Origin of the sequence: Saccharopolyspora pogona (genome assembly GCF_014697215.1) — a bacterium.
Taxonomy (GTDB): Bacteria; Actinomycetota; Actinomycetes; order Mycobacteriales; family Pseudonocardiaceae; genus Saccharopolyspora; species Saccharopolyspora hattusasensis.
Genome location: NZ_CP031142.1, coordinates 2,618,268 through 2,634,243, shown reverse-complemented (window position 1 = coordinate 2,634,243; position 15,976 = coordinate 2,618,268). Strand labels below are relative to the sequence as shown.

Annotated in this window: 15 protein-coding genes and 2 pseudogenes; 12 read left to right on the top strand and 5 right to left on the bottom strand. The window is 65.8% G+C overall.

Annotation, left to right across the window (positions count from 1 at the left end; translation table 11 throughout):
- Positions 1-203: 203 nt before the first annotated feature.
- Positions 204-767: pseudogene (locus DL519_RS12135) on the bottom strand (TetR/AcrR family transcriptional regulator); the annotation flags it as partial.
- A 91-nt stretch (positions 768-858) separates the two neighbouring features.
- Between DL519_RS12135 and DL519_RS12130 the strand changes: the two are divergent.
- On the top strand, positions 859-1,824 hold the full coding sequence (locus tag DL519_RS12130) for a ketopantoate reductase family protein (RefSeq protein ID WP_190814761.1): 966 nt from the start codon (positions 859-861) through the stop codon (positions 1,822-1,824).
- Between the two features lie 172 nt (positions 1,825-1,996).
- Here DL519_RS12130 and DL519_RS12125 read toward each other — a convergent pair.
- Positions 1,997-3,216 (bottom strand): annotated as a pseudogene (locus tag DL519_RS12125) (IS110 family transposase).
- A gap of 259 nt (positions 3,217-3,475) precedes the next feature.
- On the opposite strand from DL519_RS12125, the gene DL519_RS48595 reads away from it, so the two are divergent.
- The 3 genes from DL519_RS48595 (at position 3,476) to DL519_RS12115 (ending at position 4,840) form a co-directional block, all read left to right on the top strand.
- Positions 3,476-3,724 carry a fumarylacetoacetate hydrolase family protein gene (locus tag DL519_RS48595; protein WP_263399628.1) on the top strand — a complete coding sequence of 83 codons (249 nt, stop codon included), beginning with the start codon at positions 3,476-3,478 and terminating at the stop codon, positions 3,722-3,724.
- Positions 3,708-4,124, top strand: coding sequence for a fumarylacetoacetate hydrolase family protein (locus tag DL519_RS48590; protein WP_263399627.1), 417 nt, complete (start codon positions 3,708-3,710; stop codon positions 4,122-4,124). Before DL519_RS48595 ends, DL519_RS48590 begins: the two co-directional genes overlap by 17 nt.
- Positions 4,125-4,201: 77 nt before the next feature.
- Entirely contained in the window at positions 4,202-4,840 is a 639-nt protein-coding gene (locus DL519_RS12115; RefSeq protein WP_190814759.1) for a TetR/AcrR family transcriptional regulator, read from the top strand.
- A gap of 1,184 nt (positions 4,841-6,024) precedes the next feature.
- On the opposite strand, the gene DL519_RS46265 is transcribed toward DL519_RS12115, so the two are convergent.
- Entirely contained in the window at positions 6,025-6,300 is a 276-nt protein-coding gene (locus DL519_RS46265; RefSeq protein WP_263399802.1) for a transposase, read from the bottom strand.
- Between the two features lie 22 nt (positions 6,301-6,322).
- Positions 6,323-6,853, bottom strand: a complete 531-nt coding sequence (locus tag DL519_RS46260; protein ID WP_223838827.1) for an IS3 family transposase — start codon at positions 6,851-6,853, stop codon at positions 6,323-6,325.
- Positions 6,854-7,175: 322 nt separating this feature from the next.
- Here DL519_RS46260 and DL519_RS12100 point away from each other — a divergent pair, with 322 nt between their 5' ends.
- The gene (locus tag DL519_RS12100) at positions 7,176-7,424 is read left to right on the top strand and encodes a hypothetical protein (protein ID WP_190814757.1); all 249 of its coding nucleotides are present in this window, start codon (positions 7,176-7,178) and stop codon (positions 7,422-7,424) included.
- Positions 7,425-7,833: 409 nt separating this feature from the next.
- On the opposite strand, the gene DL519_RS12095 is transcribed toward DL519_RS12100, so the two are convergent.
- Positions 7,834-8,037 (bottom strand): cold-shock protein, encoded by a 204-nt coding sequence (locus DL519_RS12095; protein ID WP_190814755.1) that lies wholly within the window; start codon positions 8,035-8,037, stop codon positions 7,834-7,836.
- A gap of 386 nt (positions 8,038-8,423) precedes the next feature.
- Here DL519_RS12095 and DL519_RS12090 point away from each other — a divergent pair, with 386 nt between their 5' ends.
- From DL519_RS12090 to DL519_RS12060, 7 genes are all read left to right on the top strand, one after another.
- Positions 8,424-8,642, top strand: coding sequence for a hypothetical protein (locus tag DL519_RS12090; protein WP_190814753.1), 219 nt, complete (start codon positions 8,424-8,426; stop codon positions 8,640-8,642).
- A gap of 135 nt (positions 8,643-8,777) precedes the next feature.
- Positions 8,778-10,361 carry a condensation domain-containing protein gene (locus tag DL519_RS12085; protein WP_190814751.1) on the top strand — a complete coding sequence of 528 codons (1,584 nt, stop codon included), beginning with the start codon at positions 8,778-8,780 and terminating at the stop codon, positions 10,359-10,361.
- 43 nt (positions 10,362-10,404) lie between these two features.
- Positions 10,405-12,147 (top strand): non-ribosomal peptide synthetase, encoded by a 1,743-nt coding sequence (locus DL519_RS12080; RefSeq protein ID WP_190814749.1) that lies wholly within the window; start codon positions 10,405-10,407, stop codon positions 12,145-12,147.
- On the top strand, positions 12,144-12,530 hold the full coding sequence (locus DL519_RS12075; protein WP_190814747.1) for a beta-ketoacyl synthase N-terminal-like domain-containing protein: 387 nt from the start codon (positions 12,144-12,146) through the stop codon (positions 12,528-12,530). The genes DL519_RS12080 and DL519_RS12075 overlap by 4 nt, the downstream gene beginning before the upstream one ends.
- A 36-nt stretch (positions 12,531-12,566) precedes the next feature.
- A complete protein-coding gene (locus DL519_RS12070) occupies positions 12,567-13,607 on the top strand; it encodes an IS630 family transposase (RefSeq protein WP_190813440.1) in 1,041 nt (346 codons plus the stop codon).
- Positions 13,608-13,615: 8 nt separating this feature from the next.
- Positions 13,616-15,100, top strand: coding sequence for a beta-ketoacyl synthase N-terminal-like domain-containing protein (locus DL519_RS12065; RefSeq protein ID WP_317891439.1), 1,485 nt, complete (start codon positions 13,616-13,618; stop codon positions 15,098-15,100).
- The gene (locus DL519_RS12060; protein ID WP_190814743.1) at positions 15,043-15,969 is read left to right on the top strand and encodes a thioesterase domain-containing protein; all 927 of its coding nucleotides are present in this window, start codon (positions 15,043-15,045) and stop codon (positions 15,967-15,969) included. Before DL519_RS12065 ends, DL519_RS12060 begins: the two co-directional genes overlap by 58 nt.
- Positions 15,970-15,976 lie beyond the last annotated feature (7 nt).

The window sequence follows — 15,976 nt, the reverse complement described above, 5'->3', positions numbered from 1 at the left end:
AGATGACCACCCCGGACTGCATCTTCGCCGCCGTACCACTAACCGGATCCTTCACTCGCGGCAGGCGATCTCGTGTCGCGCCTTGTCTTAGCGGGCGGGGACGCTGCGGTTGAGCTGGAGCAGGTTGATCCCGCAATCGGTGGCGTGACGCTGTTTGTATCTCTCCGTGTCGACGGCGTACGGGTGGTCGCCTGAGCTGAGTGCGGGCGGCGCAACCCGTCCAGGACGAGGGTGATGACACCGTCGGCCTCGGCCCGCCAATCGGGTCGGTCATGGGCCGCACCGATGCCGTGCAGTGCCATCATGACGGCGCCGGCACCCACGTCGTCGCGGACGGCACTCTCCTGTACGGCGGCGGCCATCAGGTCGGTGACCGCCTGCTCCAGCGCCCGACTGCCCTCGGCGAGGGCGCCCGAGCGATCGGCCATGAGCGTGGCCAGCGTCCGGGCGAGGCCCTCGTGGGCATCCATGTGGTCGACCATGCCACGCAGGAAGGTCGCCAGCGCCTCCGCCGCGGGCAGCGTGGCCTGCAACTGGCGGGCACGGTCGCACAGCGTGGCGACCTCGCCGTGGTAGACCGCCTCGGCCAGCGCCTCCCGGGTGGGGAAGTGACGGTACAGCGTGCCGGTGCCCACGCCGGCCAAGCGGGCGAAGTCATCGAAGCGCAGGTCGAAGAAGCCTCCGGCGTCGAAGACCTCCCGAGCTGTGGTGAGCAGGGCCTCGCGCTTGCGTTGGGCGTCGGCACGCAGCGGCTTGTCGGCGGTCATGCGCTACCCCCAGTTGACAAATGGAGATGATCTCCATATTTTGGAAAAGTGGAGATGACCTCCAAATCGATCGTACCCCACGAGGTGCAGCATGAAGATCCTGATGTTCGGCCGAGGCGTGATCGCCACCGTCTACGGCTGGGCCCTGCAACGGGCCGGGCATGACATCGAGTTCTACGTCCGCCCGGGCCGCGCGGCGACGTACGGAGACGCCGTGGACCTCGATCTGCTCGATACGCGGCGCCGGGTGTGGGGGCAGCGCGTCGTCGAGAAGTGGCCGGTGCGCTACCGCGAGGCGCTGGAGCCAGACCACGACTTCGACCTGATCGTGCTCAGCGTGCAGCACTACCGCCTCGCGGAGGCAGCGGCCTTCCTGTCACCGCGCGTCGGCCAAGCCACGGTGCTGGTCTTCGGCAACATCTGGTCCGAGCCGCTGGCTGCGATCGGTGCACTTCCTGTTGACCAGGTCGCGTGGGGCTTTCCCCAAGCCGGTGGCGGCTTCGGCGAGGACGGCGTGCTGCGCGGGGCGCTGCTGCCGCTGGTCATCTTCGGCACCCTCGGCCAGCCCCGGACCGACCGTGAGCGGGCCGTGCGCCAGGCGTTTCGCGAGGCCGGGTTCCGGCTCCGGGAGCAACCCGACTTCCGCGGCTGGCTGTGGATCCATTTCGTGTCGGACGCGGCCCTGCACTCGCAGGGCCTGCGGCTGGGGTCGTTGGCCAAACTGGCAGGGTCGACGGGCGACTTCCGCGAGGCGCTGCTGGCCGGTCGCGAACTTCTGCCGCTCCTTGAAGCGCGCGGCCTTGACCTGCGCCGTCACCGGGGCGGCGGGCTGCTGTTCCGTGCGCCCACCTGGCTGACGGCCCCCGCGCTCGCCTGGCTGACCGCTCATGCCGCGCCGGTGCGCGTGAATTTTGCGGCGCACTCCGACCCCGACGCCGAGGAGCCGCGTGAGGTCTGCCGAGACACCCTGGCCGAAGCACGACGATTGGGCGTCGCGGCACCGCGACTGGAAACGGCGGAACCGAGCTTCGCCCGTGAGGGGACGGGTCGAGTCTGAATCCGCCGATGTTCTCGGTCCCGGTGGTCCATCGCGGTTCCCTGGTCCGCCGCATCCCGGAGCCGAACCCGGCCGCGCCGGTCGACCAACTGCCGTTCGCGCGAGGTTCTTTGCTGTCCACCCACTATTTCCGGTCCGTGATGTGGTGAAAGACATCCCAGGAGCTTGAATGTCAAGCAGCAGTCTTCTCGGTCCGGTGCGACCACGCGGTCGCCTCGTCGTAGAGGGTGCGGGTTTTGAGGCAGCCGTGCAGGATGCCCACGAGGCGGTTGGCGAGCTGGCGCAGGGCAGGGTTGTGCGCGGCGCCGCGTGCTCGGAGTTGGTCGTAGTAGGCGCGGGCGCCGGGCGAGGCGTTCAGCGCGGCGAACGCCTGAGTCATCAACGCGTCGATGAGCCGGTCGTTGTGCACGAACCTGGCCAGCACGGCCTTCTTCTTCCCGGAGGCACGAGTGATCGGGCTGGTCGCGGCGTAGTTCTTACGGCACTTCGCGGTGGCATAGCGGTCGGGGTCGTCCCCGAACTCGGCGAGCACCCGGGCGCCCAGGATCGGTCCCAGACCGGGCTGGGACCCGATGATCTCAGCGTCCGGGTGCCGGCCAAAATGCGCCTCCACCTGCCTTTCCAACTCCTTGACCTGCTCGCGCAGGGTGGTCAGCACCGCCACAGCGGCCCGGGTCGTGGCCGCGTAGGCCGCCGTGACCACCGGAGGCTGGCCCAGGTGGTCCGCGCGCAGCACAGCCGGGATCGCCGCGGCTTTGGTGTCGACGTCCCGGCGGCGGGCCCGTTTCAGCGCCGCCCGGATCTGGCTCAGCGACAGCCGCGCGGCAGCGGCGGGGTCCGGTGCTTTGCCCAGCAGTTCCAGGGTGTCGCCGGCGTCGAGGTCGGTGAACGCCTCCACCGCCGCGGGAAAGTACTCCCGCAGGGCGTGGCGCAGTCGTTGGGTATGGCGGGTGCGTTCCCAGATCAGCGTCTTGTGGGCTCGCGCGACGGCCTTGACTGCCTCGGCCTGATCGGTATCACCGGCCACCGGGCGCAACTGATGGGAGTCGGTGCGCACCATATCGGCCAGCGTGTGCGCATCCGCGGCATCGCTTTTGGCGCCGGAAACGCCGTGGCGTTCCCGATAACGGGCCACCGACAACGGGTTGACCGCGAACACCGTGTACCCGGCGGCGATCAACGCCTGAACCCACGGGCCCCGGTCGGTCTCGATGCCGACCATCACCTCCACATCCTCGGCATCCTGGCCGAGTTGTTCACCGATCATCGCGTGCAGCCGGGCCATGCCCGCCACACCTTCGGGCAGCCGGGCCTTCGCCAGCCGCCGGCCTTCGCATCCATCAACTCGACGTCGTGATGCGACTCCGCCCAGGCATCTCCTACGAACAGCACCCGTTCTCCCGTCCTCGATCACCACCACCGGCAGCCCGCGGGAGAACTCTCAGCGACCTAATGAATCAGTGCTCACACCACAAACCCGTGGGCACGACATCCCATCAGCGATCAACTCTCCCGGCCCACCGGCAATCACCCCGATGTCGGCGCGCTTTTGCGGGATAGCTTGGATCTAGCACGAACCGCACCGGTCAGGGAGAGGATTCCGGCTAATTCTGTGCGTTTGCTGGCACCACTGGCTGCGCCTGGAAAGGTCGTGATCGCCGGTGCGAACTACCGCGATCACGTCGAGGAAGCCGGAATGCCGATGCCGACCGCAGCGGTGTTCATCGCCGTATCCGGCGAGATGGTCGTGGGACCGAATTCACCCATCCTCCTGCCGGCCGAGGCACCGGGCCAGGTGGATTACGAAGGTGAACTTGCGGTCGTGATCAATGCTGGGTGGGAAGAACATTCCGGCGGCACGGGCGTGGAGCTACGTCGGTGGGTTGACCATCGTCAATGACGTGTCGGCTCGCGACGTGCAGCTGGCTGGGATGTCCGATGGTGTCATCACCGACACCCGCGGTGTTGCTCGCGGCAAGACTTTCCCCACGTTCAAACCCCTCGGGCCGGCTGTCGTCACCATGGAGGAGTTCGACCATCCCCTCGATCTCGCGATCACCACGCGCGTGAACGGCGAGCTGCGGCAGGACGGCCGAACCAGCGAGATGCTGTTCACGGTTCCCGAGGTGATCGAGACCGTGTCCGCATCGGTGCCTCTAGAAGCCGGAGATGTGATACTCACCGGCACCCCCGCAGGTGTAGCGCTGGCCTCAGGACGTTACCTGCGCCCGGGAGACGAGGTCGAAATCGACATAGAGCACATCGGGAGGTTGCGAAACCCGGTTGTGTCGGCGCTCTGATCTGGTGCCGAGGGTGTCCGCGGGACGCCACTGCACTGAAAGTATCTTTAGGTCCGAGGCACAGGAGGGGGACGGTCATGGCGTCTGGAGAGCGGGCTCGCCCTGCCCGCGGGCAAAGTCGCGCCGCGCTGGTGGCCGCCGCGGTGGACCTGTTCTCCCATAGACCTTATGACGAGATCTACATCAGCGACATCGCCGAACAAGCAGGGGTCGCGCACGGGCTGCTGTTTTACCATTTCAAAGACAAGCGTGGGCTGTATCTCGCCGGACTCAAGCAGGTGCTTGACGAGCTCGCCGAACTCCATGCGCCCAGGGATGGTGAAGACACCAGGGAGGGGCGACTGCGCGGCGTTCTGCACCGGCAGATCGCGTACCGGCGAGATCACGTCCACACGACGCTCGCCATGATACGGGCCGCTGGACAGGATCCCGAAGTTGACGCGCTGTTCGAGGAGGCAAGAAGGGTCGGTTCAGAGTTCCTTCTCGATTTACTCGACATTCGGGGAACTTCATCCGTCCAGTTACGGATTGCGGTCCGAGGGTGCATGGGATTGGTCGACGAGATGACCCTCGACTGGCTTACGCACGATCGTGATCTGGAAATGGCGGATCTGGAGCAACTCGCCTATGCGGGAATCGTGGCGGTGCTGTCGACAGTCTGTGTCAGCCATGCGGATATTCGCGAAGTTGTCACTGAACTGAGCGCCGCCACGTAGCGTCACGTGCCGCGAAATCACCGTCATGACAACGGCGGGCGTCCAGCCGAACTGCGCAACCACGCGCGCCTACGCCGAGTCGCCGCGCACAGGGCAAAAGCGAAAAGGCTGTTCGGTGCCGCCTCAAGCGCTCTCCGCTGCTCGACAGACCCGGTCGTCGACTTGGGCGGCCCTGAGTGGCCCAAACACCCCGAGCGGGCAGACTGGTCCAGGATCATCGGACGTCGTGTTTTCCGCGAGAATTATTGAGCCGGTCTCGCTGACCGCCGTGCGATGCCCCCTTCCATGATGTGTGCAACTGAAGGAGATCGGCATCAGCCCGGAGCTTTGGCTCGGGTCTTCTGCCAGAGTCTCTCATAAGGCGTGCCGCTCCTGCCACGACACCATCCACGCTGGACAGCCAACGCCGCAGCTCACGTAGTAGTCACCGGAGAGCCCGACGCGGTGAAAGCCGCACATCGGGTTCGGGCTGGGGGTCGCGGGCAAAGGACTTGCACAGCAGGCACCTCGGCCGCGGCCCACGAGTGCCCTGCTCTACAACCTCACCGGCGCCGATCGACAAGATCGTGTGTACCCACCGCAAGTGCCTGCGTGATCGGCCCGCCGCCGAGGTCTGGGGAGATTCACCTGAGCGCCGTCACGCCGCCCAGCCTGAGCCGCCGATCTCGGAGCCCGCCGAGGGCCGGCGGGCTGAGTTGACTCGCCAGCGGCACGCCGAGACTCATGCTTTGTGGGACAAAGGCGTCGGGACTACGGCCATCAGCAAGGCGCTCAACTTGGACGAGAAGACGGTGCGACGCTACGCGCGGGCAGAGAGCGCCGACGAGCTGCTGACTCGGGTGCCCAGGCGCGGAAGTGATCTCGATCCGCACACCGGATTCCTGGTCCAGCGCTGGCGGGAAGGCTGCACCAACGCCGCTCGGCTCACCCAGGACCTGCGGGACCGCGGGGCTACCGTGGCAGCGAACGAACGGTTCGTCGGCTCATCCAGACCTGGCGCGGCAGCGCCACGCCGCTGGCCGCCGTCGCCACGACCACGCCGAAACCACGGCAGGTCACCGGCTGGATCATCCGCCCCGCGGCCGGCCGCGCCGACCAGGAACAAGCCGAGCTCGCGCGAATCCTCGAAGGCTGTCCCATCCTGTCGGGTTCCAAAACTTGGACAGTGGGTCTGATCTGGGGTTTCATGCTGCGCGTTCGTATTCGTTGGTGAGGCCTCCAAGGATTGATCGGCGTGTGATTCGTTCGTGGTTGAGGTTGGGGATGGGGTGGTCCGCCTGCGGAGGCCGGAGTTGGTGACCTCGGTGCGGTCGCCGACCGTTGTAGTGCTGAACGTAGTGGGCCAGCACGGTTCGCGAGTGTCGTTCACCGAAGATCAGCATGCGATCGGTGAGTTCGGTTCTAGCGGTGAGCACGAACCTCTCGGCGAAGCAGTTCGCTCGGGGGCAGCCGGGAGGGATCTTTACGACCCGGATGCCGGCGTCAGCCAGGACTGGTGTCGAACGACGCCGTGAACTGACCGGCTCTGTCGCGGATGAGGAACCTGAACTCAGCGGCCCGGTCGCGGAGGTCCATCAGAAGATTGCGGGCCTGCTGTGTGGTCCACGGTCCGTCCGGGTTCGTGGTCGTGCCGAGGATGTGCACGGAGCGGTTGTGCACTTCCAACATGAACAGCACGTGGATCCGCTTCAGTGTGGCGGCGCAGTCCACATGGAAGAAATCGACTGTCAGCATGGCCGAGGCCTGGGTGCGCAGAAACTGGCGCCAGGTCGTGTCGGTGCTTCGGCGCGGCGCCGGCGGTATCTGCCGTCGCCTGAGGATCCTGCGGATCGTCGAAGCGCCAACGCGGTGGCCGAGTTTGAGGAGTTCGCCCTGGATTCGTTGATATCCCCAGGTCTCGTTCTCCGTGGCCATCCGCTCGATCAGCGCGGAGAGCGTCGCGTTGATGGGTGGACGTCCGGGTCGGTGCGGGTAGGTCCACTTTTTGGCGACCAAGCGGCGGTGCCAGCGCATGACTGTGCCTGGCGTGATAAAGCCGGTATCCGCGCAGGGGCGTGGGCAGCAGACGTATGAGCGCGGAAAGGACTGCCCGGTCCGCCCAGTCCAGGCGCGGTTTGGGGGTCGTTCTGCGCAGCACGGCGACCTCGTGACGTAAGACCAGCAACTCCGCATCCTTGGCCGCCGACGAACGGCCGAGCAATACCAGCCAGCCCACAAGCCGGATGAAGATCAGGTAGAGCATGCGCAACGACACGGCGCACAATCATCCCTGGATCGCCGCGGTGTGTCGATCAGTGCAGGTCACGGCCGCGGCCGACTTTTGGAACCCGACAGGGTGCTCGGCCGCCAGCACCGCCAGTTCGTCGACGTGGGCAGCGCTGCTGGCGTAACGGCGAGTGCATGGGGGTCCGAGGAGCTGCGCATCAGGCAGGCTCTGGCGGATGTCGCCACCATCAGCATCCTGCGGGAGCGGGCGATCCGTCGCGGCGATATGGTCAACGAGCAACTGCAGACGGCGCTCAACAGCCGAATCATCATCGAGCAGGCGAAGCGGTCCTCGCCGAACGAAATCGGACCGGCATAAACGAGGCGTTCACCACCTTGCGGGCGCTACGCCCGGGCGCACAACCGGCGGATCACCGAGGTCGCCAGCGAGGTCGTCAACGGCACGCTCCTCATCTCCATACCCGAACCCGCAGCCACGGACGAATACCCCGCCTGAGATTCACCGGCCCGCGTCACGGCCTTCAAGCGTGCTCGCGGCCTTCGCGTTTGCGACCCTGCGGCCGATGTGGTGCTTTCTAATCGACGGCTCAGGTGTCGGCGACGGTTCCGGGCCGACTCGGCCCGTCAAGCTACTCGTCCTCAATGGACAGATGACCATGTGCGCGATCGCGCGCAGCGCGGCTCTTCTTTTGGTTTGGAAGGGGAGCCGCGTTGCGTTAGGCCTCAGCCGAAGCTCAGATCGGTCGAACCATCAAGAGCGGATGGGCTCAGAGAGGGCGCACATTGCTGGCCTGCGGGCCCTTCGGGCCCTGGGCGACCGCGTAGTCCACCGCCTGGTTCTCGTCGAGGCTGCGGAACCCGCTGGAGTCGATCGCCGAGTAGTGGACGAAAACGTCCGCACCACCGTCGTTCGGGGCGATGAAGTCAAAGCCCTTCTCCGAGTTGAACCACTTTACGATTCCCTGTGCCATTTATGTCTCCTTCGAAAAACTGGATGACGGACAGTCACGTCAGGTGGCGATCCGGGCCTTCAGAAGGCGGCTCCTCCAGTTGCACCGAAGGCAACAGCACGCTCGCACGAGATCCTGCGAACATGCCTGACACATATCCAGAAACTTACGACCACTAGTGACTTTACCACAGCTCTGCGATGCGCCGACGATCAAGAATCCCAGCGTGGACGCCTATGGCGGAGGCGGCCGCCGGTCTGCGATGATGACCACGCTCTGCGGGTGCCTGTGCCTCGCGGACGGTCTGCGCCACGTGGGTTGCTCGCCAGCGATGCACGTCGCATGGATCCCGATCGTGATGTCTCGCCTTGAGCCGTACGCGGCAGGTGGGACGGAGGAGGGGCCGCATGACCTTGGCACGGTACGCCGGTGCGACGGGCGAGCAGGGACGGTTCGCCGAAGCGCGCGCCAGTGGGCAGATTCAGGAAGCGATCCAGAGTGGCAGAGCCGCACGTACCGTCGCCGATCATGCGGTCGACGCCCAAGACTGCAAGGAATTGCTGGCGATGCTGGGGCTGAAGGCCGTCGACGGCACGCGGCGATGCCGAGGTGTCGGCCAGGGCTGAGGCAAAGTCGTGTGCCGGGTGGTTTGACCTGCTGTTTTGGGATGTGCGTGGTGAAGGTTGGGGGGGTTGGAGCAGGCACGGCGGGACCGTTGATCATGAAGGTTCCTACGCCATCGTGATCTTCGGAGCCTTGCCGTGCCTGCTGTGTCATCGTCTCCCATTGCTGCGTTGTCTCGTCAACTGGCCCCGCTGGGCGGGGTGGCGTCACAGGCGCGGGGTGAGTTACTCGGGGTACTGGAGTCGGTGCCGGACCCACGCAAGAAACGAGGTGTACGGCATCGGTTCGCGGCGATCCTGTTCGTGTCGGTGTGCGCGGTGGTTTCCGGTGCACGCTCCTTCGCCGCGATCGCCGAATGGGCCGCCGACGCCGTCGACGACACCCTGTCTGAGATGGGGATCGGCGCGCCGAACGCCTCGACGATCCGGCGTGCGCTGTCGGCGTTCACCGGCGACGGGTCCGCGGCGCAGGAGCTCGTCTGGCTAGCGCAGCGGCTCGCGCCGACGAGTCCGCTGTACAACGCGGCTGAATACGTCGAGATCAACGGGCCTCTCGACGTCACATCGTTCGAGATGGCCGTACGAGCGACCGTCGCCGAGGCGGATGCGCTCAACGCGCGTTTCGTCGAAGACCACGGCCGCGCGGTGCAACAACACTTGCGGACCACCGTTGACTGGCCTTTTCCCGTGATCGACCTGTCTGGCCACGCTGATCCCTCGGCCTGCGCGCACCGGTGGATGCGGGCCGACCTCGCTGAGATCGTTGATCTCTCCCGAGGCCCCGTCTTCGGCCACGCGCTGTTCAAGCTCGGCCCCACGCATTATCGGTGGTATCACCGGTGTCACCACATCGCATTGGACGGCTACGGGTTTTCCCTGGTAGCCCAACGGGTTGCGCAGTCGTACACCACCTCGATCAACCATCGCAGATGGTTCGGCGAACTGCGCGAGGTGGTTGAAGCCGACCATGCCTACCAGATGTCCGAGCAACGCGAGCTGGATCGCCAGTTCTGGATGACGCACCTGGCCGATCTCCCACCAACCCACAGCCTCAGCAACCGGTCCCAGGGCCCGGTCAAGCGGATACTCCGCCAGAACAAACGACTGCCGACGGACGTCGCTGCTGGGCTGCGGAAGGTAGCGCAGCGCGCCGAGGTCAGCTGGGCTGCCCTCGTGCTTGCCGTGGTGGCCCGCCATCTACACCGCCGAACCACGGCGAACGAGGTCGTCCTGGGCGCTCCTCTCATGGGAAGGCTGGGGTCCCCGGCGGCACGCACCCCTGCGATGATCGCCAACATCGTGCCACTACGAGTGACTGTGCGCCCCGATGACGACCTGCTCGATACCACGCGTTCGGTCGCGCGGGAACTGCGGACGGTGCACCCGCACACCCGGTATCGAAGCGAACACCTGCGACGCGACCTGCGGCTGCTTGGCGGCACGCGTCGGCTGTACGGGCCGGTGGTGAACGTCCTGCCGTTCGACTACGACCTGCGTTTCGGTGACTACCGCGGAGTCGCCAAGAACATCTCGACCGGCGCGCAAGCCATCGACGACATCGCCATTCACTTCCACGTCCGCTCCAACTGCGCGCCGGAGTTGGATCTCGACGCGAATTCGCACTGCTACGACGACACCGAGCTCGCTGCGCATCTCGACATGCTGACCACCGACCTGGTCGATGCCGCACAGCTCCCCCTGGCACTGCATGGAGGTAGCTAACATGGGGGATGAAGACGCCCACCGATACGATCGCGACGCCAGCTTGCCGAGTCTGCTGGATGCGTGGAGCCGGCGGGCCCCCGCGGCGTGTGCCGTGCGGGACGGCACGGCGGCGCTCAGTTACCGTGAACTGGACCGGCGGGCCAACGCCGTAGCGCACCAGCTCGTGGCGCGCGGAGTCGACATCGGACAGCGCGTCGGCCTGTTCGCACATCACGGTATCGACGCCGTCATCGCCATCGTGGGAATCCTCAAAGCCGGTGGCGCATACGTACCGCTCGATCCCGCCTCCCCACCGGCACGAATAGCCACGATGAGCGAAGACGCCGATCTCTCGTGCGTCGTCGGGGTAAGTGGTGCCCGTCACGACCTCGATGACGTTTCAACGCTGATCGTCGACCACGAGGAGTCAGCATCGCCACCGACGCTGACCAGGCCGCTCACCGGAGCAGACCTGGCGTATGTGATGTTCACTTCTGGCTCCACCGGCCGTCCGAAAGCGGTCTCGGTGCCGCATCGCGCGATCAGCCGCCTCGTGATCGACACCAACTACGTGTGGATCGGCCAGCACGACCGCGTTCTTCACCACTCACCGCTGGCGTTCGACGCATCCACCTTCGAACTCTGGGGCGCGCTTCTCAATGGAGCTCGCTTGGTCATCGCCGACCCGCACATGGTGTTCTCCCCCTACGAGTTGCACCGATGGCTGCGCCGCGAGTCGATCACGGTCGCCTTCCTCACAACCGCGGTGTTCCACCAAATCGCCACTACGCGACCCGACCTGTTCGGATGCCTGCACACCCTGGTCGTCGGCGGCGAGGCAATGGCTCCCGAGCCCGCCCGAGCAGTGCTGGCCAACCACCCACCGCAACGGCTGGTCAATGGCTACGGCCCGACCGAGAACGCCGTATTCACGACCGCCTACCCGGTGAATGACCTACCCGATGATGCGGAGAAGGTTCCGATCGGCACACCGATCGCTCGCACGAACTGCCACGTGCAACGTCACGACGGCAGCCGCGCCGACGTCGGCGAGCCGGGCGAGCTGGTCGTCGGTGGTGACGGCCTTGCCATCGGCTACCTCAACGACCCGGAAGGCACCGCTGCGAAGTTCGCACCCGATCCATGCGGCACCGGCCGTCTCTACCGGACCGGCGATGTGTGCAGCATGCGCCGCGACGGCACCTTCGAGTTCCACGGTCGGCGCGACGGCCAGGTGAAACTACACGGCCACCGCGTCGAGCTGGCGGAGGTCGAAATCGCACTCCGAGCACACCCCGCAGTCGCCGATGTCGCGGTCACGAGGCAGCAGACGGCGACGGACGCACAACTCGTCGCGCACATCGTGGCCAGGACCGAGCACGAACCACCTGATGCGGCCGAGCTGAGAAAGTTCCTCCGCGACTGCCTGCCCAGCTATCTCGTACCAGCCGCGTATCGCCTCATCGACCGTGTTCCCGTGACACCGCAAGGCAAAGTCGATCGAGCGGCACTGACCACACCCGCATCGGAAACCGATGTGGACCCGACTGGCGCCACACTGCTGGACGAAATAAAGACCGTCTGGCTGCGCACTTTGCGCTCCCGCGGTCTCACCCCGGACATCGCCCCGCAGCACACACTGTTCGACGTCGGTGGCACGTCGTTCGACGTGCTGGCCATCCACACCGAAATGACCGAGAAATTCGGTATCACCGAACTGACGCCATTGGACATCTTCACCTACCCCACCCTGCGCGGCTACACCGATCATGTGACCGCTGTCCTGCGGAGAGCAACCCGATGAGAACCGATTACGGCCAGCACAACGAGATCGCGATCGTCGGCATGGCGGGCCGATTTCCCGGTGCCGACAGCGTCGAGCAACTGTGGCAACTGCTGATGAACGGGCGTGACGGCATCCGGGAGCTCAGCCCGGAAGTGCTGCGCGCCGCCGGTGTCCCGGACGAACTGTCCTCGGCTCCCGGTTACGTGCCGTTCGCCACTGAAGTGCCCGGAATCGCGGACTTCGATGCGGGCTTCTTCGGACTGACCCCGTCCGAGGCCGAGTGCACCGACCCACAACACCGACTCGTGATGGAGTGCGCCTGGCAGGCGCTCGAAAATGCCGGGACACCGGCGACCGGCCGAATCGGCGTATTCGTCAGCACCGAGTCGCACACTTATTGATCGGGAACTTATAGGTGTGATCTTCGTTGTTCTGGCATGATCGCTGGTGTGCGGGACGCGCGGAGGTTGTCGCCTGAGGCGCAGGAGGATTTGCGGCGCAGGGTGGTCGCTGCTGTTCATGGTGGGATGAGTCAGGTCGAGGCGGCCCGGGTGTTCGCGGTGGCCCCGCAGTCGGTGTCCAGATGGGTGCAGGCGTGGCGGAAACGTGGCTCGAAGGGTCTCACCGGGCGTCGCCGGGGTCGCAAGCCCGGCGAGCAGAAAGCGTTGAGTGCCCGCCGGCAGCGCAAGCTGCGGTATGCGGTGGCCGAGCACACCCCGGCCACGTTCGGGCTGACCGGCCTGGTGTGGACCCGCAAGACAGTGGCCGAGCTGATCCGGGTGCGCCACGGCATCGTGTTGAACCTGCGCACCGTCGGCAACTACCTGCGTTCCTGGGGATTGTCGCCGCAGAAACCGATCCGCAAGGCCTACGAACAGGACCCCGAGTCCGTACGCCGATGGCTGGAGGAGGACTACCTGGCCATCGCCGCCCGCGCCCGCCGCGAGGGCGCACTGATCCTGTGGCTGGACCAGACCGGGATCCGCTCCGACGCCACCGTAGCCCGCACCTGGGCACCGGCGGGCCAGACACCGGCGGTGGGCAAAACGGGCAAACGATTCAGCGTGAACGCGATGTGCGCGATCGGGAACAAAGGCGAGCTGTACTTCACCGTCTACACCGGCTCGTTCAACGGCAAGGTGTTCCTGTCGTTCCTGGACCGGCTGACCCGCCATCTGGACCGCAAGGTCCACCTGATCGTTGACGGACACCCCGTCCACCGCCGCAAGACTATCCAGCAATGGATCACCAAGCACGCTGAGGCGATCGCGATGCACTTCCTGCCGGGATACAGCCCCGAACTCAACCCCGACGAGCTACTCAATGCCGACCTCAAACGCACCGTTTCCACCAGCACAGCCCCCAAAACCCGCGCCGAGTTGAAACAAGCGGTCCGCTCCTTCCTCCACCGGCTCCAGAAGCTGCCCGACCGAGTTCGCTCCTACTTCGGCAAACCCGAAGTTCGCTACGCCGCCTAACATCACACATTTGCCACCCGGATCAATATCTGGAACAACATCTCATCCCGCGAGAAAACCACACCGGGCCCGATCTGCCCTACCGGCTCCGGCTCACCAACCAACCCGAATTCCTCGCCACTCGGCTGTGTTACGCGCTTGGTATCACAGGGCCGGCGATGTCGCTCTCGACCGCCTGCTCCAGCTCTCTCATCAGCGTCGACACCGCCTGCACCGCACTGATCATGAGACGATGCGACGTGGCGATCGCCGGATCCGCGGCGTTGCGGCTGCCGCAGGCGTCCGGGTATCTCTACCGCGAGGGCGGTACGTGGTCCGCCGACGGCCGCTGCCGCCCGTTCGACGCCACTGCGTCCGGCTGGATCGCCGGCAACGGCGGCGGCGTGGTCGTGCTCAAACGCCTCGATGACGCGATCGCCGACCGCGACCGCATCTACGCCGTGATCTCCGGGATCGGCGTCAACAACGACGGCGCGGACAAGATCAGTTTCGCCGCACCGTCCACATCCGCACAGCTGGCAGCGATCACGGACGCGATCAACGACGCCGGCCTCCCCTCCACCGACGTGGGGTACATCGAGGCGCACGGCAGTGGCACGGTGCTCGGCGACCCCATCGAAGTCCTCGCACTGACCAAGGCTTACGACGCCGCGGGCGGGGTCGCACCGGGCTGTGGACTCGGTGGGGTCAAAGCGAATCTCGGCCACATGGCGTGCGCTGCCGGGATGGCAGGGCTGATCAAGACCGCCTTGGTGTTGCACCACCAAACGATCCCGCCGCAAACCAACTTCACCGAACCCAATTCCTTGCTCCAGCTCGACGCGAGCGGGTTCACCATCTATCGCCGTCCGCATCGACCGGACGCCGGAATCAAAGCCGCAGCGGTCACCTCGCTGGGCATGGGCGGTACGAATGCGCACATGATCCTCACCGCCGGACCGCCCGGCCCCCGCCATCGTCCGGAGCCCGCCAACCGGGATTACGTGCTGCCGATGTCGGCACGAACGCCGGAAGAACTTCGGGAAGTCGCCGCAAGTCTCCGCCGTCACCTGTTGTCACACGACGTGCGCATCGATGACCTCGCCTTCACCTTGGCGCACGGACGTACCGAAATGCCGGTTACCGCCGCGGTGCGGGCCCGGACGATCGACGAGGCCAGCACGGCGCTGAAAAGCCTGGAACCGGGCACCGATCAGGCTCACCAGTCGGTGGACGAAGACGACCTCGGCTCTGCGGTCAAGATCACGCTTCCAGGGTATCCACTGCACCGAACGCGGCATTGGATCGATGCAATTCCTCCCGCCGCAACGCAGTCCCCACAACACCACGAACGACCGGCAGAACTGCTCGAGGAAGTCCGCGGTGTATCGGGCCTACCTGGGTATCGATGGCCTGGGCCCCGACGACGACTTCAACGCCTCCGGGGGATCGTCGAATGGCGATGGAGATCGTGGACGCGATCGCGCAGCGCATCGGTCCCACCATCGGTCTGAGCCGGTTCCTGCACCTGGGAACGCCGCGTCGGGTCACCGAGGAAATCCGGACCTGGCCCGGCGGCAACCCGATCGACCCGACGATCGTGCGGCTCCGGGACGGCGTGCCCGGTCAAGAGATCTTCTTCATCTATCCGGTCAACGGGACGGTGTTCTGCTACCACGAGCTGGCGCCGCGGTTCACCTTCAACAAACCCGTCTACGCGGTTTCCTACCCGTTCAATGAGCCATCTCCGCCACGGACCGTGCCGGAGATGGCGGCCAGGTGCATAGCCGACATCCGTTCTGTCGCGCCACACGGACCGTACCGGCTCGCCGGCTACTCGATGGGCGGCAACCTGGCGGTGGAAATGGCGGCGCAGCTGGCCGAGGAAGGGGAACGAGTCATCGACATCGTCATGATCGACGCCGTACCCGCCGAGGCCTACCCTCCGCGACCGGTGCAGGTGGACTACCTGCGCGCGGCATGCGTGACGATGTCGTACTTCCTCAGGGGCCCCGTGCCCGAACAGCTCGACCGGCTATCCACAGTAGATGATGTGATGGCCAGGCTGCGGCAACCGACTTGGACCACGAGGACCCAAGATCTCATGCGGCAGTGCATTGAGAGCCTGGTGGCCAATGCCATGGAGATATCCATCATGCAGCGCGACGCTCCGATCGAGGCCGACATCACCGTGTTGTCCGCCGAAGAGAAGCACAACCCGGCCTACGATGCGGTGGGCATCAGAAGCCTGCCACCGGAAAGCTGGCAACGCTACACGACGGGCGCGATCACGAGCATGGTGATCCCGGGCAACCACTACACGCTCTACACCGAACACTTCGACGAGCTGGTCGCTGCCTTCAACCAGGTGTACGCGGATTGAAAGGGCC

Coding starts and splice junctions, on each gene's coding strand:
- DL519_RS12090 (WP_190814753.1), top strand. CDS start 8,424: ATGACCTTGGCACGGTACGCCGGTGCGACGGGCGAGCAGGGACGGTTC.
- DL519_RS12075 (WP_190814747.1), top strand. CDS start 12,144: ATGAGAACCGATTACGGCCAGCACAACGAGATCGCGATCGTCGGCATG.
- DL519_RS12095 (WP_190814755.1), bottom strand. CDS start 8,037: ATGGCACAGGGAATCGTAAAGTGGTTCAACTCGGAGAAGGGCTTTGAC.
- DL519_RS12115 (WP_190814759.1), top strand. CDS start 4,202: ATGGCGTCTGGAGAGCGGGCTCGCCCTGCCCGCGGGCAAAGTCGCGCC.
- DL519_RS12070 (WP_190813440.1), top strand. CDS start 12,567: ATGATCGCTGGTGTGCGGGACGCGCGGAGGTTGTCGCCTGAGGCGCAG.
- DL519_RS46260 (WP_223838827.1), bottom strand. CDS start 6,853: ATGCGCTGGCACCGCCGCTTGGTCGCCAAAAAGTGGACCTACCCGCAC.
- DL519_RS12060 (WP_190814743.1), top strand. CDS start 15,043: ATGGCGATGGAGATCGTGGACGCGATCGCGCAGCGCATCGGTCCCACC.
- DL519_RS12130 (WP_190814761.1), top strand. CDS start 859: ATGAAGATCCTGATGTTCGGCCGAGGCGTGATCGCCACCGTCTACGGC.